Genomic DNA, 21,855 nt, shown 5'->3' on the forward strand with positions numbered 1-21,855 from the left:
CGCTGACCCAGAGCTTATTTGTCGTACAGCAAATAAAACTGCCGATACGCACTTGTGCCGATCAGGACATTTACGGAGGTGTGGCGGAGCTTTGTGCCGTTGGAAAGTTGAGAGGGATCAAAGAGGTTCTGTCTCAAGCGCAGTATGTCTTGTGCATCCCCAATGCCATGTCGTTTTCGTACGACACTTAGGACGTTGCCATGAAAGACGACTTGAAGGCACGCTATGCCGAAGAGCGGCTCCCCCGCTACACGAGTTATCCGACCTCTCCTCAGTTCAATGATTCAATCGGTCATCAGCGATACGAGGAATGGCTTTCTGCTCTTCCGGACGGCTCGACCACATCGCTTTATCTCCATGTTCCCTTCTGCCGATCCATGTGCTGGTACTGCGGGTGTCACACGACCATCACGCAGCGCGATGCTCCCATCATTGATTACATCGCGACCTTGCGTCGTGAGATCGAGCTCGTTGCTGAGCGTGTGAGCAACCCATTGCCCGTGCGCCATGTCCATTTCGGCGGAGGAACGCCGACGATTATGGAGCCCGTCGAGTTTATCGGTCTTCTCGAGCTCCTGCGGAAGAAGTTTCCTTTCGAAGGAAAAGCGGAGATCGCCGTCGAAATCGACCCTCGTACTCTCACGCGCACCATGACGGCCACCTTGGGCGAGGCAGGCGTGACTCGCGCGAGCCTGGGAGTCCAGAGCTTCGATCCTGTCGTGCAGCGTGCGATCAACCGCATCCAGAGTTTCGAGCAGACGGCAAGGGCAACGCAAGGGCTGAGAAATGCCGGCGTGCGCGGCGTCAATTTCGACCTGATCTACGGACTGCCGCATCAGACCATCGAGTCCTGCATCGACACGGTCAGGCAATGTCTCGAGCTGCGGCCCGAGCGTCTGTCGGTGTTCGGCTACGCCCATGTGCCGACCTTCAAGAAGCATCAGCGCAAGATCGATGAGGCGGCCTTGCCCGACAGCGCGGCTCGCTATGCGCAGGCCGAAGCCATAGCACAGGCATTGGTCGACGCTGGATATGTCAGGATCGGCCTCGATCATTATGCGCTGCCGGGTGATGGTATGGCACAGGCCCAGCGCGATGGCGTTCTTCACCGCAACTTCCAGGGCTACACCACGGATCCCAGCGACGTGCTGATCGGCTTCGGCGCATCATCCATCGGGCGGCTTACTCAGGGCTATGTTCAGAATGAGGTGGTACTGGGGCGCTATGCCGAGCGCATCTCGCGAGGCGAGCTGGCAACCGCCAAGGGCTATGCCCTGACCGCCGATGATCGCTTGCGTGCCGATCTGATCGAGCGAGTCATGTGCGATTTCCGCGTCGATGTGGAGCAGATCTGCAGCCGGCATGGAGCTGCGCCGGAAAGCATTCTTCGCGATGTGCCCCGTCTCAAAACCCTGCAGGATGACGGCATCATCGATGTCTCCGGAACTGTGGTATCGATCAAGGAGGGTTCACGTTTCCTCGTGAGGAGCGTCGCATCGGCATTCGATGCCTATCTCGGCGCGTCCGGAAGAACACACAGCCGCGCCGTCTGATCTATCTTTTGACGCATGAAAAAGGGCAGGCTGGAATTTGATCCAGCCTGCCCTTTCTTTTTGCTCGCATCAGCGGACGAGGTGTCGATAAATCATAGGAAGCGCGGAGGGGAGCTTCGCCACCTGATTGATGATCGCATAACCGCCACGTCCGAAGAGGGTCGGGAAGTAGGATTGCGCTTCCCGATCCACCGTCACGCCGAAGACGCTTATCCCGCCACGCCGCGCTTCCATCACTGCCTTGCGAGTATCCTCGATGCCGAAGCGTCCTTCATAGTGATCGATATCGTTCGGCTTGCCGTCCGTGAGCAAGAGCAGAAGCCGCTGCCGGTTCGGTCGCTCCGCGAGCTTCGCCGTCGCATGGCGGATACCGGCGCCGATTCGGGTGTAGTAACCCGGCTTCAGAGCCGAAATGCGTCGAACGACGGATTGGCTCATCGGCTCATCGAAATCCTTCACCGTTTCCGCGCGCACCCAGGAGCGGCGGCGGGAGGTGAAGGTTATGATCGAATGGGAGTCGCCGCAGGCGGCAAGTCCATGGGCGAGGACCAGAAGAGCTTCCTTCTCCACGTCCAGGATCCGCCGATTGTCCACCCAGGCATCGGTTGAGAGAGAGACGTCCACGAGGAGCGTCACCGCAAGGTCGTGCGCCTGCTTGCGGCTTGCCAGGTAGACGCGATCCGAGCCGCAACCGCCCGAGCGAAGGTCGCTGTGCGCGCGAACAACAGCATCAATATCGAGTTCCTCGCCATCGGCCTGCGCCCGCAGGATCTCGTGCTTGGGTCGCAATGCCTCGAACTGCCGCCACACGGAACGAATACGGCGGCGCGCTTCAAGATCCGGCTCCCAGGTCTCTCCTTCTTCCGAAGCCTTCGCCGCGAGCACACGACAATGGTTCGGCAGATAGGTGCGACGGTTGTAATCCCATTCCGGATAGGTCAGGTCCGCCGTCAGGATGGTGGTGTCGACAGCCTCGGGCGGCAGGTCGAGATCGAATTTGAGTTTCGTTGCAGGCTTGCTCTTGTGCTTGGAGAGCGGAATCTCATCGAGATCGTCCAACGCCTTCTCGGCATTCTCGTCATCGTCGTCATCAGAGGGGCGATTGACGTTGACCATCTCGGCCATCGCCAGAATCTTCTCGAACCGGTTGAGGATGAACGGATCGCTCCGCTGGGCCTGATCCGCCTCGCGCCGTGCGGCGAAGCGCTTGCGGGTGTCTGAGGCAGCAAGATCGCTGGGGCCTGCAGGCTCGTCGCTGTTGCGCGCAGCATCGCCCGTCTCGCGCACCCAGGTATTGCCCCAGAGAGGAACAGGCAGGAAGGATTGATAGCCCGCAGACATCTGCTGAAGCAAAGAGGCTTCTCCCGCCTCCATGTCCCACAGCGCAGGGGGAAGGGCAGCAGGATCGCCCAGAAGAGAGAGCACGATCTGCTCGATCCTTTGTTCCAGCCATGGCAGCGCGCGTTGAGGGCGCGCCGTTCGCATGGCGAAGCAGAGATCGGCGTAGATCCGCCTCAGGCCAGGACATTCCGCAAGGACGAGGGCGACCGTTTCCCTGGCTCGTTTCAATGTCATAAGGTCTCGCCGCAGAGAGTTTGCCTCAACGATGGAATCCATCGGCACATAAGCGAAATAGGCTGCCAGCCAGAGATACAGGGAGCGGTTCAGCTCCTGGGACGGAAACAGCTCGATCTTAGGCGGAAGGAAAAGCGTCGCCTGGTCACGGCCAGGCTGCTCCAGCCGCTCTTCCGACAGGCCGAGCCGCTGACGCAAGTTCAGGCGGTGAGACGAGGCCCGCGCCGTGGTGCCGGCGAGCTGCACGCCCGCCTCTCCGCCAAGCCCTCGAAAGAACACGCTCAGAGGGGCACGAACGTCATCGAGAGTGACGCCATGCTCGGGATAGCGCGGATAGCTGACGGCGTCGCCGACAAGGCGATGCCAGAGCTGGCCAACGGTTTCTTCGAGTTCGAGAAAATCGAGCATGACGTCTCTCCGTTTCAGTTGAGAATCGCGCGTGCGACTTCGATCAGGGCCTTCTTCACATCGAGATCGTCGGTCAGCGGCTCGATCATCGTGGCTGTCACGGCTTCTTCGGGAGAAACACCGGCCGCGATGAGGGAGGCGCAATAGACCAGAAGGCGGGTCGAGACACCTTCCTCGAGATCCTGACCTTTAAGGGCGCGCAGGCGGCGAGCAAGGAGCAGGAGCGGGCGCACACGGTCCGAGGACAGGCCGCTCTCGGCTGCCACGACGGCGATCTCGTGATCGATGGGAAGGAAATCGAACTCGATGGCGACGAAGCGTTGTCGGGTCGAGGGCTTCAGCGACTTGAGGAGAGTCTGGTAGCCGGGATTGTACGAGACGACCAGCATGAAGGAATCCGGCGCCTGCAGTTCTTCGCCCGTGCGGTCGAGCGGCAGGATGCGCCGGTCGTCGGTGAGCGGATGAAGCACCACGGTCACGTCCTTGCGCGCTTCCACGATCTCGTCGAGATAGCAGATGCCGCCTTCGCGCACGGCGCGGGTGAGGGGGCCATCGGCCCACACCGTATCGCCGCCTTTCAGAAGATAACGGCCCGTCAGATCCGCGGCAGTGAGATCGTCATGGCAGGAGACCGTATGCAGCGGCAATCCGAGCCTGGACGCCATATGCGCGACGAAGCGGGTCTTGCCGCAGCCCGTCGGCCCTTTGAGGAGAAGCGGAAGGCGCTTGCGCCACGCGAGCTCGAAAAGAGCGCATTCATTGCCCGCAGGCACGTAATAGGGCAGGTCGATGGCGGGCTGCGCAACGGAATGAAGAAGGGGTTTCATGGCAAATCTCTTAAAGCAGAATGGGGAAGGAGGGGCGGCCGGTTAGGCCGCCCCGGAGTCTTACTCAGCCGGCTGCAATCCTTTCGCGAGCCTCACGGTTTTCTCGCGGCCGGGCACCAGCACCGCGTAGATGAACATCAGCGCGGAGATGAGGACGAACACGCCGGAGCCCAGGCGCACCCAGTAGAACAGGGAGAGCTGATCCTGCACCTCCATGTACGACTGACCCAGCACCCGCTGCAGGTGCACCTGGATGACGCCTGCGAAGGTGAGTGCGAAGGTCATGACCGACATGGCGGTGCACATGATCCAGAAGCTCACGATGCTGAGCATCTGATTGTAGGGATTGCGGCCGAGGATCTGCGGCATGGCATAGGCCATGACGGCGAGGTTGAGCATCACATAGGCACCGAAGAAGGCGAGGTGCCCGTGAGCGGCGGTGACCTGCGTGCCGTGGGTGTAGTAGTTCACCGAGGACAGGGTATGCAGGAAACCCCACACGCCGGCACCGAAGAACGCCATCACCGAGCAGCCGATGGACCACAGGAGCGCGGCGCGGTTCGGATGGCGGCGACCGGCCTTCCAGGTCATCTGGAAGGTGAAGATGACCATGGTGAAGAAGGGCGCGACCTCAAGCGTGGAGAACAACGAACCGATCCACTGCCAGTAGCCGGGAGCGCCGATCCAGTAGAAGTGATGGCCCGTACCGAGAATGCCGGAGAACAGCGCCATGCCGACGATGACATAGAGCCACTTCTCCACCACTTCGCGATCGATGCCATTGAGCTTGATCATCAGGAAGGCGAGCATGGAGGCCATGATCAGCTCCCATACACCCTCGACCCACAGGTGCACGATGTACCACCAGTACATCTTGTCCACCGCGAGGTTGCTAGGATTGTAGAAAGCGAACAGGAAGAAGATTGCGACGCCCCACAGCCCGAAGAGCAGGATGTTGGTCACCACCGTCTTGCGGCCTTTCAGAACCGTCATCGTGATGTTGAACAGGAACATCAGACAGACGACCACGATGCCGACCTTGATGATGAAGGGCTGCTCGAGAAACTCGCGTCCCTCATGATGCTTGAACAGATATCCCACCACGGCGACAGCGGCAGCGCCCAGGAACAGCCAGAACTGCAGCTTGGCGATGAACGGGCTGAAGAGCTCGTTCTCCGTCTCTTCCGGGATCAGATAATAGGTTGCTCCCATGAAGCCGATCAGGAGCCACACGATTAGAGCATTCGTGTGCACCATGCGGACAATGTTGAAGGGGAGAAGCTCGGACAGGGTATTGGGCAGCACGTAGATCGTACCGGCCAAGACGCCGAACAGAATCTGTGCGAGAAACAGGCCGAGTGCTCCGTAGAAGTAGAGCAGGGCCACCTTTTGCGTTTGATATTTCATGATGACGATCCTGGTCTCAGCCAGCCTTGTTCGGCGGCCAGTTTTGGGTCTTGATGCGGCTGGTCCATTCCAGGAAGTCAGCCAGATCGTTGAGCTCCTGGTCGGTCAGGTTGAACTGCGGCATCTGGCGACGCCCTTCGATGCCGGTCGGCTGCGCTGCCATCCAAGCCCTCAGCGTTTCACGGGCGCCGGTAGGATCTTCCTTGCCGCCCCAGCGGTCCCAGACATTGCCGAGCTCCGGCGCGAAATAGGCGCCTTCACCCAGAATGGAGTGGCAGTTGATGCAGGAGTTTTTCTCCCACACATGCTTGCCGCGCGCGACCGAGTCCGACAGAGTCGAGACATCGGTCGACGAGGTGTTCATGTAATAGTGGCTGTGGGCCGTCAGACCCACGAAGATGGCGAAGAAGAAGAACGAGCCCCCATAGAACACGTTCCTTGCCGCCGATTTGGTGAGGGCTTCAGCCATCACGTGATCCTTTCTGGAAGAAGAGATAAAAGAACGCGGCCCCTGCCGCGGACACAGGGCCACTCTGGCGGGCTGCGGGAATGAACCCGTGTGTGATAGGAGCTCGACATGCCAATGTGCCTTGCGTTTTGTCAGGCACCTGATGGTGCGCTCCCCTGATTACAGGAGCTCAGGGAGCGCTCTTTGTTCTGGAGCAAGCCAGGCGTCGAAAGGCCGTTCAGCCTCCGAGCAAGGGTAGGGCTGCAAGGGCCCAAGGGGCTAACGTGACCAGCGTCAACCAAACGCGAAACATGGCTTTCCAGCCTGCAGGAGCCCTTCGCAGCTTCAGGAAGTCCATGAGCATCCAGTGCCCCTTGGCGAACACGACAGACAGGATGAGACCGTTGGCATAAACTCCGCTCATGCCTGAATGGGTTGCGATGAGACTCACGGAGGTGAGCAGGATGAGGATGCACCACACCAGGGTGACGCGAGGTGCGAGAATCTGGGTCATGGCTTACCTGATCAGATAGATGAGAGGGTAGATGACGATCCAGACGAGATCGACCATGTGCCAGAAGGCAGTGCCTGTCTTCAAGTTCTCCAGACTGTCCGAGACGGCCACGGCCGCCAGGAAAACGATGCCGAGCAACACATGAAGAAGATGAAATCCGGTGATCAGGAAGTAGAGGGTGAAGAAGGTATCCGTCTCGATGCCGATTCCTGCCTGGGCCTTTGCGATGTATTCGACGATCTTGATGGCGATGAAGACGCCGCCCAAGAGCATGGCCCCGCCAAGAAGCGGCCCTGCCGCTTTGCGCCGCCCGCCGGCACGGGCCTCGACCGCCAAGGCAGCGAGCCAGCCGCTTGTGATCAGCACGAGCGTATTGATCCCGCCGAGGACGGGATCAAGCTGAGCCCGGCCCGCTGCAAAGACCGCGGGATGGATGGCTCCTGCGACGGCAAATGTCATGAGGAGAATACCGAAGGTTACGACCTCGGTTAAAATGAGCACCCACATCATCGGGTGCCCAGGCAAATCCGAGAGGGCACCCCACGGGCGCTGTTCTTGCGCAGCGTTCATCGGTCATCCGAAACTTGATGTTTATCGGTGACGTCTCGTATCGCTTGGTCCTTCGTTTTTCGTTGCGCTGGCACAAACACGTTTTCCCCATTCTCGACCATAGAAGCGGGATGATCGAGGATAGGAGTTACGAAACATGACCGAGGCTCAGGTTGGATTGGTCACAGCGACGCCGCTGATCATCATCTTTGCCATCCTGCTCCACCGCATGGGCGTGCTGCGCCTGACGGGAACGATTGCTGCGGTCGCCCTGTCTGTGGTGATTGCCGTGGGCTTGTTCTTCACCCAGTAATGGACCTGCTCTCTCATACGTCCCGAAACAAAAAAGCGGAGCCACGTGGGACTCCGCTCTCCATTCGCCGCTGGGCTGCTGTCAAGCTGCGCGGCTGATGCGCACACGCCAGAGTTCAGGACCTTCTTCCTGGTATTCCCAGCCGAACTCGCCAGGACGCTCGACATTGAACTGATAGAAGAGGGGCCTCGGATCGTGGTCGTTCACGAGCATGAATGCCTCCCCAGGGGCCAGTTGATCGAATGTCTGGAAGATCAAGGGATGGCGCATCCGCGGCATGATTTGGCGGACATCAATGGTCGTTTCTATGACATTGCAGCTGCACATCAGACAATCTTTCTTCGTATGCGGCCTAGGAGGTCCTGGCCGCCGGTAGTAATGAAGTCGGGTTTCCAGATGGGCTCCCAGACCAAGCGGACGTCAATGCGAGAAGCATCCTGGAATCGATGAGAAAGGCGCTCACGCACCTCCTCCACAATCATCTCGCCCAGCGGACAGGCGCGTGTGGTCAAGGTCAATGCAACCTCTACTGCATCTGGTGTCCGGAGCGCCTGGTAGACGAGTCCAAGATTCACGACGCTAAGTCCAAGCTCCGGATCCATGACGTCGGACAGACATTCAAGGATAGCTGGGTCCAGGGAATGGTGCTTGCCGGGGATGTCGCTCATCGGCGGTCCTGATGTTCGCTTCGACAGCGGCACCTTGGCTGGTCAACGTGTCGCGTTCTTTGCCCTGCCTCAAATAACAGGCCGATTGCGGTCAGTTCCTGGCTGAGGCGCGCTGCAGCAGATCGGGCGGAGCTCAATAGCGCCATGACTCGTTGGCCGAATAACGCCGGTGCGGAGAATTCCACCAATCAGGGCGCAAATGAGAAAGCGTATGCATCCTTGCGCTAGCACAAAAAGATTGGGGCTGAGGACGTGTATGACATCGCCTCAAGGGCCGCAGTGAGGCTCGTGGGACTTGGATCAGGAATAAGGAGAAGAACATGCGCAAGATGATCATGCTCGGCGCTCTCGTGGCGGCGCTCGGCGCCGCCGGCACCGCTCAGGCGGCCGAGGTCGAGGTCAGGATGCTCAACAAGGGCTCGGAGGGCGTGATGGTGTTCGAGCCGGCGCTGGTCAAGATCAACCCGGGCGATACGGTCAAGTTCGTGGCGGCCGACAAGGGCCACAATGCCGAGCTCATCGAGACGATGAAGCCGGACGGCGCCGCCGCCTTCGCCGGCAAGATGAACGAGGATCTCGCGGTGACCTTCGACAAGCCCGGCGTGTACGGCTACAAGTGCAAGCCGCATTACGGCATGGGCATGGTCGGGCTGGTGGTGGTGGGCGAGGCCGCCAATCTCGACCAGGCCAAGGCCGCCGCCCATCCGGGCAAGGCCAAGACGGCGTTCTCCGGCCTGTTCGACAAGCTCGCTACGAGCAAGACCGCCGCAAACTAGCGCATCGTGCGGACCCAGCGGGCCGCGTCAGCGAAAAGTGGCCCCGGTTTTCCGCATCAACGATGCACCATTGAAAATGGGAGCATCGGATCAGTCCCAAAAGTGGATTCCACTTTTGGGTCCGAGGCTCTAACCCCCGTCGCTGCCGATGTGACGCCGCCGCCCCAGCGCGGCGGCGTTAATATTTCCGATGGGCCGCCTTGATCGGATCTCAATCCTCGACGAGGCCGGTCCAGGGCTCCGCGAGCTCAGTTCCAAGATTCAGCAAATCGATGGCTCGCTTGGCCGTGTGGTCGATGATGTCGCGCACCGTTTCAGGCTTGCGATAAAACGCAGGAGCGGGAGGGGCAATGATCGCTCCCATCTCCGTTGCGGCAGCCATCATGCGAATATGCCCCAGATGCAGCGGGGTTTCCCTGGTCATCAGCACGAGCCGGCGCCGCTCTTTCAAATGGACATCCGCGGCCCGCACGAGAAGGTTATCCGCCGCGCTGGTCGCAATCGCCGACAAGGTCCGCATGGAGCAGGGGGCAACAATCATTCCGTCCGTGCGGAAGGATCCGCTCGCGATCGTCGCGCCGACATCGTCAATGGCGTGATAATAAGAGGCCATGGATTGCACCCGTTCCAGGGCGTCCGGGCCGATCTCATGCGCAATGGTTCGCTCCGCTCCAGCCGAGACAACCACATGGGTCTCGCAGCCCATCGCGGCGAGAAGCTCTACAGCCCGAAATCCGAGCATCGCGCCTGAAGCGCCGCTGATACCGATGACGACGCGTGACGAGGACCTCATGCGACTCTCCTGATGCTGGATGCGTGCAATCCGAGCTTTTCCCAGAGTGCATCGACGCGCGCTGTGACGGCATGATCCATCCGAAGAACCTCGCCCCACTCCCTGTTGGTCTCCGATGCGATCTTGTTGGTGGCATCGATGCCGAGCTTGCCGCCTAATCCAGCTTTCGGAGACGCAAAGTCCATATAGTCGATCGGCGTGTCGTTGATGGTGACGAGATCGCGAGAGGGATCGGATCGGGTTGCGACAGCCCACATGACATCGTCCCACGAGCGGACATCGATATCCTCATCGACGAGGATGAGGAGCTTCGTATAGGTGAATTGCGGAAGCAGCGACCAGAGGCCCAGCATGATGCGGCGGGCCTGTCCGGCATAACGCTTTGCGATGGAGACGATGGCGATGCGATAAGAACACGCTTCCGGCGGCAGCCATGCATCGCGGACTTCCGGAAACTGACGTTTCAGGATCGGGACGAAAATTTCATTGAGCGCCTCGCCGATGCGGGAAGGCTCATCCGGTGCGCGGCCTGTAAAGGTCGAGAGATAGATCGGGTCGGAGCGCATGGTGATGGCCGTAACCTGCATGACAGGAAAGCGTTCGACGGCATTGTAATAGCCCGTGTGATCGCCGAACGGTCCTTCGGGCGCGGTCTCGTCAGGCGAGACGTAACCCTCGATCACGATTTCAGCCTCCGTAGGCACGAGAAGCGGGACGCTGGTGCAGGGCATGAGCCTGGGGCGCTGGCCGCGCAGAAGACCGGAGAAGCGAAGCTCCGACAAGGACTCGGGCAAGGGGATTACGGCCGACAGGATGGTCGACGGATCGGCACCGATGACGACGGCCACCGGCATGGGTTGACCGATGGCTTTCCATTGGTGGTGATGCCGGGCTCCGCCCCGATGCGCGAGCCACCGCATGATCGCTCGATCCCGGTCGAGCACCTGCATGCGATAGACACCGATGTTGTAGTCATCCACGCGGGTGCTCTCAGGCGGACGCGTGATGACGAGAGGCCACGTGATAAGAGGGGCTGGCTCGCCCGGCCAGCAGATCTGAACCGGAAGACGTTCGAGATCGATGGCATCCTCCGTCAGGATCGTTCGCTTCGTGCTTTTGACTTCCTTCGAGCGCATGGCAAGGGCCGCACGTGCGAGGGGGATCTTGCTCCATGCGTCAGCAAGTCCCTGGGGTGGGCGCGGCTCACGCATTTCGGCAAGAGTCTCACCGAAATCCCTCAGTTTCTCCGGATGCACTCCGCAGCCCCAGGCAACACGCTCGACCGTGCCGAAGAGGTTCACGAGAACCGGTATCTCGGCTGGGCGACCATCCGGTTGAACGGGGCGTTCGAACAGGAGAGCCGGGCCGTTCGCCTGAAGCACGCGCCGGTGAATCTCGGTGATCTCATGCTCGACCGAGACGGGCTCGGAAATGCGGACGAGCTGATTCTTGGCTTCAAGGAAAGCCATGAAGTCGCGAAGGTCGGAGAACAGGGGCAAGTCGCGCTGTGGCATCGGTTTTCTCAGGATGAGACGCTCCGATGAAGGAGGGAGATTCCTTTGTCTTTGCTCCAGCACAAATACAAGCTTGACGGTTGCATCTACAGCGATCGCAAGGATGCCATCATGACCCTATCGAACACGCCCGCGACAGCTCTTCCGCCCCTTGTCTCTCTCGCCCTGCGGCCGCTTCCTTTGTACCCGTTGCAGCTCTTTCTTTCGGCCGTGCTGCGCCGGATCGTGCAGCAGCATCCGCGCATGTTCGAGCGTCTCGGCTCCTATGCTGGAAAGCGATACGGACTAGCGCCGTCGGATCTGCCCTTCGCCTTCGTGCTGGATACGTCTCCACGGGCTGCGCGCCTTACAGTCGTGCGCTCCTTGCCTCTGCGCCTCGACGCGAAGATATCGGGTCCCTTGCAGATCTTGCTCGGCATGGTGAACGGGTCCTATGACGGCGATGCCCTTTTCTTCTCCCGCACCATCGTCGTGGAGGGCGACATGGAGGCTGTTCTTGCGCTCCGCAACGCCGTCGACGACGCCGGAGTGGACGTGCTGCAGGAGGGAGCCTCGCTTCTCGGGCCGCCTGGGCGGTTGTGTGAGGCGCTTCTCCGCGAACGTCTCAGCAGAGAGCAGAAAAAGGGGCCATCTTCCGCCTCGAGGCGGCAAGGAGAGACATCGTGGAATTGATCTGCCCGGCCGGTACACCGGCTTCTCTTCGCACGGCCGTCGACGCCGGTGCGGATGCGATCTATTGCGGCTTTCGCAACGAGACCAACGCCCGCAATTTCCCAGGCTTGAACTTCAGCCCGGAGGAACTCGCCGAGGGCGTTCACTACGCCCACGCTCGAGGGACCAAGGTACTCGTGGCGATCAACACGTTTCCGCGCGCCGGCGCCTTGGAACTGTGGCACAAGGCTGTTGAAGACGCGGTTGCCGCGGGAGCTGATGCGTTCATTCTTTGTGACATTGGCCTGATGGCCTATGCCGCCGAACGCTATCCCGGGACACGCCTCCACGTCTCTGTGCAGGCTGCCGCGGCCAATCCCGATGCAATCCGCTTTTATGTGGAGCGCTTCAATGCGAAGCGCGTCGTTCTGCCTCGTGTGTTGAGCGTGCCCGAGATCGCCGCCATCACGCGGGCCTCAGTTTGCGAGGTGGAGGTCTTCGTCTTCGGAGGCCTGTGCGTCATGGCCGAGGGCCGATGCTCTCTCTCATCCTATGCCACCGGCCTGTCGCCCAACATGAACGGCGTGTGCTCACCGGCCAGCCATGTCAGTTATGAGAATGCGGGCGGCACCGTGGTGTCCCGTCTCGGCGGTTTCACCATCAACAAGTTCGGCAGCGGCGAGTCGGCAGCCTATCCGACGCTGTGCAAAGGCCGCTTCCGGACAGAACTCTCCACCGGCTACATCTTCGAGGATCCTGTCAGCCTTGATGCAGCAACGTTGCTGCCCGGGCTGCGCGATGCCGGGGTGACGGCGTTGAAGATCGAAGGGCGGCAGCGCAGCCGCGCCTATATCGAAAATGTCGTGCGCTCCTTCCGCGAGGCTCTGTCCGCCATGGAGCAGGGACGCGCTATTCCGGCCGGAATGCTCCTGTCGATGAGCGAGGGGCAAAGCAACACTCTCGGCGCTTACCGCAAAACCTGGCGCTGAGCAGGTAAGGATCTCCATCATGAAGCTGACACTCGGGCCGGTCCTGTACAACTGGGAGCCGGACGCTTGGCGGGACTTCTATTTCAGGATAGCCGACGAGGCACCCGTCGATGCTGTCTGCGTCGGAGAGGTCGTGTGCTCGAAGCGTCTTCCATTCTTTCAGGATCTGGTGCCGGAGGTCGTGGAGCGCCTTGCGGCAGCCGGAAAGGACGTGCTGCTGAGTTCGCTGGCTCTCGTGACATTGGGGCGGGAGCGCAAGCAGACAGCATCCCTTGCGCGTGAGGCCGATCTGCTCGTGGAGGTGAACGACATCACCGTCCTCACGCACCTGGATGGCCGCTCGCATGCCATCGGACCTTATGTCAATGTCTATAACGAAGCGACGCTGTCGTGGTTGGCGCGAAACGGCGCTCGTCGGGTGTGCCTGCCGCCCGAATTGCCGGCTTCCTCCATCAACGCGCTCGCGAAATGCTGCCCTGATGTCGAACTGGAGGTCTGGTCCTTCGGGCGCGTGCCGCTCGCGATTTCGGCGCGCTGCTATCACGCCCGTCTTCACAAGCTCACGAAGGATAACTGCCAGTTTGTCTGCGGCAAGGATCCGGATGGCCTTTCGACCGACACCTTGGACAGGCAGACGTTTCTGGCCGTGAATGGCGTTCAGACACTCTCGGCGACCTACGCCAACCTGATCGAGAATCTGGCCGATCTCGCGGACATGGGTGTTGCCTCCTGCCGGCTCTCACCACAGAAAGTCGACATGGTTGCCGTGGCGAGGATCTTCCGAGACGTCGCCGACGGAAAGTCCGGGCCCGAGGAGGGCAGGCGTGCCTTGGAGCTCGTCTGCGACGGAGGGACCTTCTCCAACGGATTCTTCAAGGGGGCTTCCGGTGCCGAGTATCGGTCGGGAGCTTCGGCCGGGCCGAGATAAAGGCCACCTGCCCCAATTTGCGCTAGGGCAAAGAATCGCGAGAGCGTTCGTGCGAGCCTTGGAAGGCAGAGAGGAGGAGGCTTGCATGAACCTGATAGCAGCGATTGTGAATCTACGGTCCAGATGGGCAGCAGCGCGGGAGCTGGATCTCCTCGATGCTGGCGAGATTGATGCCTTGTCCCGCGATGTCGGAGTTTCCACGGAGCGGCTGAAGCAGGTGGCGTCATATGGTGATGCGGCTGGCGGGGAATTGCCACGCTTCATGCGCGCCCTCAATCTGGCACCTGAGAGAATCGAGCGGAGATATGGGAACGTCATACGCAGCATGAGCATCACCTGCTCCATTTGCGCGAAGACTCACCATTGCCAGCGCGACCTCGATCGCGGGCAAACCGTCGCTGTAAAGAGCTATTGTCCGAACCTTGATATCATCGAAGCGCTGAAGTCGGCGACGTGCCGTTGAACCATGGCCTGCGGTCTGCGATATACCTGCGGGGCTTGTCATAGGTATGGGCAGAAAGCGCGATTCGATGTCTGACGATGCAGCATCCATCGGCTTGCTTGCAGGGCTTGAGCCGCAGGTTGCAGCAAGCCTGCTGGAGCAGGCGCAGCGGCGGACGGTAAAGACGGACGAGGTGATCTTCAAGGCAGGTGAGCCTGCGCGCTCGGTGCACGTGCTCGCCTCGGGAGCAGCCAAGCTGGTTCAGATCACGCCAAGCGGGGCGTGGATCATCGTCAAATATGTCAGACCCGGAGAAATTTTCGGCAGCCCTGCGCTGCTGGACAAGTTTTATCCGACCGATGCAGTGGCCGTCACGGATTGCGTGGCGCTGGATTGGCCATCCGAGTTGGTCAGAACTTTCATCGACCGATATCCGCGTGTCGCGATCAACGTGATCGGTGATCTGGAAGCGCGCCTGCGCGAGATGGAAGGCAGATTGCGGGATCTCTCGAAAGAGCCGGTCGAGCATCGCCTGGCTCGCGCGATCCTGAAGCTCATCGAAACATTCGGGGAGCAGACTGCGGAAGGCATCGAGATTCCGTTCCCGGTGAGCCGACAGGACCTCGCAGATCTGATCGGCAGCACTCTGCCGACGGTCAGCCGAACGCTCGGGGCCTGGGAGAGCCAACGTCAGATTAGGCGCTATCGGCGTCGGTTGATCATTGCCAACGTGGAGGCTGTGGCTAGCGTCATTTACAAAGGTGTGCCTCCAAAATCGGAGGGTGCTTTCCGATGAGCTATGCGGCCAGGGAGTGTTTCTCTCCTGCGCCGGTGATGAGGGAGACACGTCCCATTCCGATCCTGCGAAGGACATTGGAAATCTCCGCCGTGGACAGGAGGCTGAATGCTGTCGACAAGGCGTCGGCCACCGTTGCCGTCGGCGTCGCAACGGTCACACTCTTGTGCAGATGCGCCGAAGTCCCGCTTCGAGGATCGAAAAGGTGATTGAAGCGTCCGGCAGGATCGAACCGGAAACCATAAGAACCTGATGTTGCGACAGCCTGATCGGCGGCTTCCCATGTCTCTCCGATCCGCTCCGGCTGATCCGGATCAGCAATGCCGATGCGCCAGGGCGTTCCATCCGGGCGTGAGCCGACAGCCCGACTCTCTCCCATATCGACGAGACTGTTGCCGATCCCCTCCTGGCGCAGGAGGTTCACGACACGGTCGGTGGCGTAGCCCTGGGCAATGCCGTTCAGAGTGAGGGCCATGCCGGGTCGACCAAGGACGATCCGGTTGCGGTCGAACAGGACTTCGTCAAAGCCCACTCGCTCCAGCGCCGCTTGGATCGACGATTCAGAGGGGCCTCTCAGATCGGCTCCGGGACTGGCGAAATGATTCCGATAAAGACTCCACAAGGCTTGAACGGTCGGGTCGAAGGCTCCGCCCGTCAGATCGGCGAAACGGCGGGATTCCGACAGGAGTTCGACGAATTCCGTGGGCGGCGCAACGAGCATTCCTGTACGGTTGAGGGTGCAAAGTGCAGAATCCTCCCGATAAAGGCTGAAGATCTGCTCGAGCCGGCGCACCTCGGTAACCGAACGTTCGATCAGGCGCTCGGCAGCAGCGCGATCATGATGATGAATTCGCAGACTCGCCACGGCTCCCATGGCCTGCCCCTGCCACTCCACGAGTTCAGCCGCAGCCTTCGCCGCTCGTCCGAGCGGCAGCAGGCTGAGACCGGCCGCCGCAGCCGTGATACCGATGAAGCGTCTGCGGGAAAGGGAATGAGACATCTCTTCCATCCTAATGGACATGGCCGTTCTGCGGAGCAGGAGGCGCGCCGTGTCCGTCATGCGGTTCACTCGCTGCAGGTCCTTGTCCCATTGAGCTCGTGGTCTCGGCCGTGCCGCCCAGGATATAATCCTTCGGCACGTCTGATAAAGCCACGACGCGGCCACCGTTCTCGGCCGCGAACTTTTCGGCCGCATTCTTGTCGGAGAACGGCACGGCCTCGTCACCGCCCATGCCGCCTTTCATGCGACTGCCGATGACAAACGAGGCCTGCTTCGCATCGACCCAATTCATCGCTCCTGGCTTGTCCCAATCCGGGGCCTTCGCCATGTCGGACACGTAAATCGCACGGATATCTTTGGGCTCCTCCGGGAGCAGGGTGAAGGAAATCGCATCGCGCGCAGAGGAGAACCAAACCGGCTCCTTCCGGCTTGCAAGAATGATCTGTCCCTTTGGCCCGGGATGCTCCATGACATTCATGCCGCAGTAATGACCAATGTCCGATGCCGTCATCTCCTGTGGCGGCGGCGGAGCCTCAGCCGTCTTCTGGTCGTTGCAGCCGGAGAGGATGAGAGTGCCGGCAAAGGCAGCGAAGAGAGCGATCTTTCTCATAGTTCTCTCCTGGAAAAGGCAAAGGTCGCAAGTCCAAGCGGAAAGAAAGCCCAGACTGCCAGCGTTATCAGCAGAAGCGACGGACTCAACGCTGTATTCTGCGCAACCCCGGCCATGCCGGAAAACGCGCCGACATTGCCGGAGCTGCTGAGATTGAATAGGCGGTAGACATCCGTCGGATTCAGGAGAAGCAGGGTGCTCAGGAGATTCCCTGAGATCGTCTTCCCCTTGTCGACGACAAGCAGACCGAGCAGGGCCATGTCATAGATCAGGACGAAAATGAGCCAGATCCCGATGGCAATTCCGGCGGCGGTGCCACGCTCACGAACCAAAGCGCTCACGAAATAGCCGATCGCAATGAACGCGGCTCCGAGCAGCACGGAGGATCCGATCATCCAGGCAAAAGCTTTCCAGCTTTCCGCATCGATGACTTCACCCGTCACGGCCAGAGCAGCTGCTGCAGCGCCGTAGCCAAGAAGAGTTGCGAAGGCGAGGATGGCGAGGTGGCCCAAAAACTTGCCGAGTATGACCTGCCAGCGCGCGATGGGATAGCTCAGGAGCAGCAGCATCGTTCCGCGTTCCATCTCACCCACGATGGCATCGTGCGAGATCAGCAGGGCAATGAGCGGCAACAGAAAAATCGTAAGGCTCGACAGGCTGACAATAACGACGTCGAGAGCACGGACCCCCACATTTCCCGTGGGAGCGCTGCCGAGGAACGTCAAGGTCAGGGCCAGGGCCGCCAGGAGCAGGGTCGTTGCAAGAACCCAACGGTTGCGCAGCCCCTCCTGAACTTCCTTACGCGCGACAATCAGGATATTTCTCATCATGCGCGCTCCTGCGTCAGAAGGAAGTGAGCGTAAAGCTCATCCAGGGTCGGCGGCATCACATCGAGATCCTCGACAAGAGTGCCTTCGCCGGTCGCGCGCCGCAGCATCTCGATCTTGCGCTCAGGCGTGGCTTCGACCTCGATCATGTGGCCGTTGATGCGGCGCCACTTGTCGGTAGATCCAAGCCAGCTGGGAATGTTGGTGAGTCCGCTATCCGTCACCTTCAGGCGAATGCGGGTCGGTAATTGGGCCATGCGGCGCAACTCGTCGAGAGTCCCGTCCGCGACCTTGACTCCCCGGTTCATGATGATCACCCGCCCGGCACGCTCCTCGAGCTCGGTCAGAGCATGCGACGACAGGAGCAGTGTCGCGCCTCGCTCCCGCAATTCCTCGACGATCTCGTAGAAGCTGTGGCGCAGGGCCGGATCGAGACCTGTCGTGGGTTCATCCAGCAACAGGACCTGCGGCTCGCCGAGAAGGGCCTGAGCAAGCCCAAGCCGCTGGCGCATGCCTTTGGAATAGGTTCCGACGCGACGGTGAGCCGCATGAGTGAGGCCGACCCGGTCCAGGAGCGGTTTGATCGATTGCTGCGGTTCCCGCTTCAAACGCGCATAGAACGACAGCGTCTCGTAGCCGGTGAGTGCCGCGTTGAACGAGACATTTTCCGGAAGATAGCCCAAACGCCTGCGCGCAGCGAATTCACCGGCGGCCGGATCGTCTCCGAGAACGGTAATGCTGCCGCCGGTCGGCCGGATCAGGCCGAGCATGAGCTTCATCAGGGTTGTCTTGCCGGCGCCATTGTGGCCGACAAGCGCAACAGTCTCGCCTTCCTGCAGCGCGAAGGAGACATCGCGGACCGCCTCGACCTTGCCGAAGCACTTCACGACATTGCGGATCTCGACTGTCCCGCTCATGGCCGGGCTCCTTCGGCAACCTGTTTCGGACGCGCAGGCGGCGTCATCAGGGGATGGCTGTCGACGACGCCTCCCGGCAGCAGGGCGGGAAATTGAGCCTGCGCCCAGCGGATCACCTGAACGGCGGGGCTGTTCATCAGCACCTTCGCCTGCGGCGCGGTCCAGAGCACCTTGTCGACGAGATCGTTGGGACGGTAGGCGCTGTCGCCCAGCCCGTCGCCATTGAGGTCGAAGGCCGGATTATCGCTCCAGTAGTTGCCGCGTCCGTCCTTGGACCAGTCGAGATAGCGCGTGCTGACGTATTTCACCTGGTTGCGGTTCTTGATGAAAGCGTTGTCCACGATCTCGTTGCGCTCGGATCCGGCGGTGAAGTGAATGCCGATCTCGCAGCCTTCGAACCAATTGCCGCGGAAGCGATTCTGGTTGGCGTTGTAGATGAACACGCATTTCGTGGGGCCCGGGCGAGCGCCGCCACCTGAATCCAGATCGGCGGCATCGACTGCTGGAAGCGCATGCTCCTTGTCGTCCTTGGCTCGCGTGCCCGCACTGGCCCAGCGTTCGGCAGGCTGGAGGCGGCCCAGAACCATGTTGCCCGTGATCTGCGAGCCGTTGGCATAGTTGAACAGAAAGCCGTGATCGCGGTCTCCGTCGGACACGTTCCCGCTGACCTTCAGCCGGTGCGAGAACATGATCGCATAGCCCACGGCATTGTTGATCGACACGTTGTCCGTGACCTCGCTGTCGTTCGTGTACATGTAGTGAATGGCAAAGCGCAGATCCTGGAAGCGGTTGCCACTGAAAACATTGCGCTTGCTCGTGATGACGAAGATGCCATCGCGGCCGAAGCGGACATTGTTATCGAGCACTTTCGCGCCGGTCGCGTTCCACACGGAGATGCCATTGCCTGCCTCGTTGATGCGGCCCTCTTCGATTCCGATGATCGTGTTGCCTTTGGCAACGGCGTTTTCGGCACCATGAAGATAGATGCCATAGAGATTGCCTTCGATCCGATTGCTCTCGATCACGGCTCCCTTGGCTGTCTGCTCAACAAACACGCCTGCATCCATCTTCTCGGAATCCCTGCCGGAGCCGCGGATCGTCAGCCCGCGCACGGCTGCTTCGGGAGCAGAAACGATGACGACGCTGCCCTTCCCGGGCCCGGTGAGGATGGAGCCGGGTTCCCCTTCCACCGTCAGCCGGCGCGTGATCCGGATCGTGCCGCGATGCTCGCCGGCCTGCAGGATGACGACGTCGCCGTCCGCAGCTTTGTCCAGAAACTCCTGAGGATTGCCTTCTCCGGGCGGAACGGTGATCCGCTCCGCCCAGGCAGGCATGGCGAGGCCGGCGGTGAAGACCGCCAGCCCCAGGCGCACGATGGTGCGAGAACGGGCCATTCGTCAGGTCGCCTGCGGCTCGACGAACATGCGGCCCTTCATTTCCATGTGCATCGCATGGCAGAACCAAGTGCAGAAGTACCAATACACGCCGGGCCGGTCGGCCTTGAACGTGACCGATGCGGTCGCCTGAGGAGCCACCTCCATATTGACACCGTAGTTGATGACGCAGAAGCCATGCGTCAGGTCTTCCACGTCGTCGATGTTGGTGACGTAGACCGTCACTTCGTCGCCCTGCTTCACCTGGAAGCTCTCCAGGCCGAAGGCCGGCGCGGACGAGGTCATGTAGACCCGCACCTTGTTGCCGTCGCGGACCACCTTCGAGTCAACCATCAGATCCACGCCATCGGCCTTGGCCTGCTGCACGGCATCGGCAAAGAACGGATCGTCGCGCTTCCACACATGCAGCGGATTGATCTTGGACCGGTGCACGATGGTGGCGTCATGCGGCTCAGCGAAGCTCGGGCTGTCGTGAACGAGCACCATCCGGTCACCGGAAATGTCGATCAGCTGGTCGTTCTCGGGCTTCAGAGGGCCGACATTGAGGTAGCGGTCCTTCGAGAACTTGTTCAGCGAGATCAGCCATTTGCCATCCGCTTCCTTGGTCTGGCCCATGGAGCTGTGGTTGTGGCCGGGCTGGTAGTGAACATCGAGCTTCTGGATGACCGGGTTGACCTTCTCGCCCTTGTAGGCGCGCTTGGCCAGATCGATGTTCCACTTCACGACCTGGCTGTCGAGGAACAGCGTCGTATAAGCGTTGCCCTTGCCGTCATAGGCCGTGTGCAGCGGGCCGAGGCCGAGCTCAGGCTCGGCGACGACGACGTCGCGCGGCTGGATCTTGTCGTCGAACAGGTCGTCGAGCTTGCGCGCATCGAAGACCGTCACTGTGGGCGAGAGTTTGCCGTTAGCGACGAAGTGAATGCCGTCCGGCGCAGTGTTGATGCCATGCGGGCTGTTCGGGACAGGGATGTAGCGGGTCAGCTTCGAGCCATGGCGACCGTTGAGCACCGGTACGCCGCCGATGGTCTCGAACTCGCCGTTCTTCACCGCTTCTTCGATCCGCTTGAGGTTGAAGACGACGACCCAGTCCTGCTCCTTCGACATCATCTCGGCGAGCGTCACGCCTTCTTCCGAATTGTAGCAGGTCGCCCATGCGTATTTGCCTTGATAGTCGGCATCCACATTGTCGAGGTTGCCGTCGACCCGGATCTGCCAGGCGACCTTCATGGTGTCTCCGTCGACCGCCGTGAAGATCGAGGAGTATTGCTTCGGATCGTCCAGGATCTTGCCGTCATTCGGGATCGGCACGCGGTCCTCGCCGTTGCAGAACACGTAGCCGGTGCGGGGATATTTCTGCACGCGGAGGCCGTGCACCGAATGCTGGTTCGGCAGCTGGATGATCTTGTCGCATTTCATGACGTCGAGGCGGATGCGGCAGACGCGGGTGTTCGCCTTGTCGTTGGCGAAGAGATAGCGCCCGTCATAGGTGCCGTCCGTGAACGAGAGATGCGGATGGTGCAGGTCGCCGTTGAGGTAGATCCCACCCTTGTCGGCCAGGAACTCGCGGGCCTCGGGCGTCAGTCCCTCGGTGAGGATCTTGCGGCTCTCGTTGGTCTGGCCCCAGCCGGTGGCGCTGTCGCGATTGAACACGGGAACGCGCATCATCTCGCGCATGGAGGGCAGGCCCATGATCCGGACCTCGCCGGTCTGGCCGCTGGAGAAGAATACGTAGTACTCGTCGAGCTCACCCGGTTTGACCTCGTACTTGCTGGCGGCTGGCCGCGCTGCCGGAGCGGCCGGGGCCGTCTGTGCCTCGGCCGGCGTGATCACGCCTGCATCCTTCAGAGAGACGCCACCGGCCACGCCCGCGGCTCCAGCCGCGGCCGCAACGGCAGTCGTCCCGAGCACTTGGCGCCGGCTGAGACCGTTCTTTTTCTCTTCCTGTGACACGTGGGC

The 21,855-nt window shown here is 60.8% G+C and carries 25 protein-coding genes; 9 read left to right on the forward strand and 16 right to left on the reverse strand.

Annotated features, from left to right (window positions below; all coding sequences use genetic code 11):
* The coding region (locus tag ACUXUR_RS10925) for a hypothetical protein (protein ID WP_445502379.1) at positions 1 to 191 on the forward strand (191 nt) is incomplete at its 5' end.
* A gap of 9 nt (positions 192 to 200) precedes the next feature.
* Complete coding sequence (gene hemN, locus ACUXUR_RS10930) at positions 201 to 1,553, forward strand: oxygen-independent coproporphyrinogen III oxidase (RefSeq protein WP_445502380.1); 1,353 nt, start codon at positions 201 to 203, stop codon at positions 1,551 to 1,553.
* Positions 1,554 to 1,622: 69 nt separating this feature from the next.
* Here hemN and ACUXUR_RS10935 read toward each other — a convergent pair whose 3' ends face one another.
* The 6 genes from ACUXUR_RS10935 to ACUXUR_RS10960 form a co-directional block, all read right to left on the reverse strand.
* Entirely contained in the window at positions 1,623 to 3,536 is a 1,914-nt protein-coding gene (locus tag ACUXUR_RS10935) for a nitric oxide reductase activation protein NorD (RefSeq protein ID WP_445502381.1), read from the reverse strand.
* A 14-nt stretch (positions 3,537 to 3,550) separates the two neighbouring features.
* The gene (locus ACUXUR_RS10940; RefSeq protein WP_445502382.1) at positions 3,551 to 4,363 is read right to left on the reverse strand and encodes a CbbQ/NirQ/NorQ/GpvN family protein; all 813 of its coding nucleotides are present in this window, start codon (positions 4,361 to 4,363) and stop codon (positions 3,551 to 3,553) included.
* 60 nt (positions 4,364 to 4,423) lie between these two features.
* A complete protein-coding gene (locus ACUXUR_RS10945; protein WP_445502383.1) occupies positions 4,424 to 5,770 on the reverse strand; it encodes a cbb3-type cytochrome c oxidase subunit I in 1,347 nt (448 codons plus the stop codon).
* A 16-nt stretch (positions 5,771 to 5,786) separates the two neighbouring features.
* Positions 5,787 to 6,239: a c-type cytochrome gene (locus ACUXUR_RS10950; protein ID WP_445502384.1), complete on the reverse strand. Its 453-nt coding sequence runs from the start codon at positions 6,237 to 6,239 to the stop codon at positions 5,787 to 5,789.
* 217 nt (positions 6,240 to 6,456) lie between these two features.
* On the reverse strand, positions 6,457 to 6,732 hold the full coding sequence (locus tag ACUXUR_RS10955; RefSeq protein ID WP_445502385.1) for a cytochrome C oxidase subunit IV family protein: 276 nt from the start codon (positions 6,730 to 6,732) through the stop codon (positions 6,457 to 6,459).
* Positions 6,733 to 6,735: 3 nt separating this feature from the next.
* Positions 6,736 to 7,302, reverse strand: a complete 567-nt coding sequence (locus ACUXUR_RS10960; protein ID WP_445502386.1) for a cytochrome c oxidase subunit 3 family protein — start codon at positions 7,300 to 7,302, stop codon at positions 6,736 to 6,738.
* 136 nt (positions 7,303 to 7,438) lie between these two features.
* Here ACUXUR_RS10960 and ACUXUR_RS10965 point away from each other — a divergent pair, with 136 nt between their 5' ends.
* A complete protein-coding gene (locus tag ACUXUR_RS10965) occupies positions 7,439 to 7,594 on the forward strand; it encodes a hypothetical protein (RefSeq protein ID WP_445502387.1) in 156 nt (51 codons plus the stop codon).
* A gap of 81 nt (positions 7,595 to 7,675) precedes the next feature.
* On the opposite strand, the gene ACUXUR_RS10970 is transcribed toward ACUXUR_RS10965, so the two are convergent.
* Together ACUXUR_RS10970 and ACUXUR_RS10975 are read right to left on the reverse strand one after the other, a co-directional pair.
* Positions 7,676 to 7,921, reverse strand: a complete 246-nt coding sequence (locus ACUXUR_RS10970; RefSeq protein ID WP_445502388.1) for a DUF2249 domain-containing protein — start codon at positions 7,919 to 7,921, stop codon at positions 7,676 to 7,678.
* Positions 7,921 to 8,262, reverse strand: a complete 342-nt coding sequence (locus tag ACUXUR_RS10975) for a metal-sulfur cluster assembly factor (protein WP_445502389.1) — start codon at positions 8,260 to 8,262, stop codon at positions 7,921 to 7,923. The genes ACUXUR_RS10970 and ACUXUR_RS10975 overlap by 1 nt, the downstream gene beginning before the upstream one ends.
* Positions 8,263 to 8,582: 320 nt before the next feature.
* Here ACUXUR_RS10975 and ACUXUR_RS10980 point away from each other — a divergent pair, with 320 nt between their 5' ends.
* Positions 8,583 to 9,038: a pseudoazurin gene (locus ACUXUR_RS10980; RefSeq protein WP_445502390.1), complete on the forward strand. Its 456-nt coding sequence runs from the start codon at positions 8,583 to 8,585 to the stop codon at positions 9,036 to 9,038.
* A 211-nt stretch (positions 9,039 to 9,249) separates the two neighbouring features.
* Here ACUXUR_RS10980 and ACUXUR_RS10985 read toward each other — a convergent pair whose 3' ends face one another.
* Together ACUXUR_RS10985 and ACUXUR_RS10990 are read right to left on the reverse strand one after the other, a co-directional pair.
* The gene (locus ACUXUR_RS10985) at positions 9,250 to 9,831 is read right to left on the reverse strand and encodes a UbiX family flavin prenyltransferase (protein WP_445502391.1); all 582 of its coding nucleotides are present in this window, start codon (positions 9,829 to 9,831) and stop codon (positions 9,250 to 9,252) included.
* Positions 9,828 to 11,345, reverse strand: a complete 1,518-nt coding sequence (locus ACUXUR_RS10990) for a UbiD family decarboxylase (protein ID WP_445502392.1) — start codon at positions 11,343 to 11,345, stop codon at positions 9,828 to 9,830. Before ACUXUR_RS10990 ends, ACUXUR_RS10985 begins: the two co-directional genes overlap by 4 nt.
* A 111-nt stretch (positions 11,346 to 11,456) precedes the next feature.
* Here ACUXUR_RS10990 and ubiT point away from each other — a divergent pair, with 111 nt between their 5' ends.
* The 5 genes from ubiT to ACUXUR_RS11015 all read left to right on the forward strand — a co-directional run bounded on the left by ubiT (position 11,457) and on the right by ACUXUR_RS11015 (position 15,151).
* Positions 11,457 to 12,017, forward strand: a complete 561-nt coding sequence (gene ubiT / locus ACUXUR_RS10995) for a ubiquinone anaerobic biosynthesis accessory factor UbiT (RefSeq protein ID WP_445502393.1) — start codon at positions 11,457 to 11,459, stop codon at positions 12,015 to 12,017.
* On the forward strand, positions 12,008 to 12,985 hold the full coding sequence (gene ubiU / locus ACUXUR_RS11000) for a ubiquinone anaerobic biosynthesis protein UbiU (RefSeq protein ID WP_445502394.1): 978 nt from the start codon (positions 12,008 to 12,010) through the stop codon (positions 12,983 to 12,985). Before ubiT ends, ubiU begins: the two co-directional genes overlap by 10 nt.
* Before the next feature lie 19 nt (positions 12,986 to 13,004).
* Entirely contained in the window at positions 13,005 to 13,913 is a 909-nt protein-coding gene (gene ubiV, locus ACUXUR_RS11005) for a ubiquinone anaerobic biosynthesis protein UbiV (RefSeq protein ID WP_445502395.1), read from the forward strand.
* A gap of 85 nt (positions 13,914 to 13,998) precedes the next feature.
* On the forward strand, positions 13,999 to 14,376 hold the full coding sequence (locus ACUXUR_RS11010) for a hypothetical protein (RefSeq protein ID WP_445502396.1): 378 nt from the start codon (positions 13,999 to 14,001) through the stop codon (positions 14,374 to 14,376).
* A 67-nt stretch (positions 14,377 to 14,443) separates the two neighbouring features.
* Complete coding sequence (locus tag ACUXUR_RS11015; protein WP_445502397.1) at positions 14,444 to 15,151, forward strand: Crp/Fnr family transcriptional regulator; 708 nt, start codon at positions 14,444 to 14,446, stop codon at positions 15,149 to 15,151.
* A 1-nt stretch (position 15,152) separates the two neighbouring features.
* On the opposite strand, the gene ACUXUR_RS11020 is transcribed toward ACUXUR_RS11015, so the two are convergent.
* The 6 genes from ACUXUR_RS11020 to nosZ are packed head-to-tail and all read right to left on the reverse strand — an operon-like array spanning position 15,153 to position 21,849.
* Positions 15,153 to 16,151, reverse strand: a complete 999-nt coding sequence (locus ACUXUR_RS11020) for an FAD:protein FMN transferase (RefSeq protein WP_445502398.1) — start codon at positions 16,149 to 16,151, stop codon at positions 15,153 to 15,155.
* 10 nt (positions 16,152 to 16,161) lie between these two features.
* Positions 16,162 to 16,761: a nitrous oxide reductase accessory protein NosL gene (locus tag ACUXUR_RS11025; RefSeq protein ID WP_445502399.1), complete on the reverse strand. Its 600-nt coding sequence runs from the start codon at positions 16,759 to 16,761 to the stop codon at positions 16,162 to 16,164.
* Positions 16,758 to 17,588 carry an ABC transporter permease gene (locus ACUXUR_RS11030; RefSeq protein ID WP_445502570.1) on the reverse strand — a complete coding sequence of 277 codons (831 nt, stop codon included), beginning with the start codon at positions 17,586 to 17,588 and terminating at the stop codon, positions 16,758 to 16,760. Before ACUXUR_RS11030 ends, ACUXUR_RS11025 begins: the two co-directional genes overlap by 4 nt.
* Positions 17,588 to 18,505, reverse strand: a complete 918-nt coding sequence (locus ACUXUR_RS11035; RefSeq protein WP_445502400.1) for an ABC transporter ATP-binding protein — start codon at positions 18,503 to 18,505, stop codon at positions 17,588 to 17,590. The genes ACUXUR_RS11030 and ACUXUR_RS11035 overlap by 1 nt, the downstream gene beginning before the upstream one ends.
* Positions 18,502 to 19,899, reverse strand: coding sequence for a nitrous oxide reductase family maturation protein NosD (locus tag ACUXUR_RS11040; RefSeq protein ID WP_445502401.1), 1,398 nt, complete (start codon positions 19,897 to 19,899; stop codon positions 18,502 to 18,504). The genes ACUXUR_RS11035 and ACUXUR_RS11040 overlap by 4 nt, the downstream gene beginning before the upstream one ends.
* 3 nt (positions 19,900 to 19,902) lie before the next feature.
* Positions 19,903 to 21,849: a TAT-dependent nitrous-oxide reductase gene (gene nosZ / locus ACUXUR_RS11045; RefSeq protein ID WP_445502402.1), complete on the reverse strand. Its 1,947-nt coding sequence runs from the start codon at positions 21,847 to 21,849 to the stop codon at positions 19,903 to 19,905.
* Between the last annotated feature and the right edge of the window lie 6 nt (positions 21,850 to 21,855).

The organism is Microvirga medicaginis, assembly GCF_052658925.1.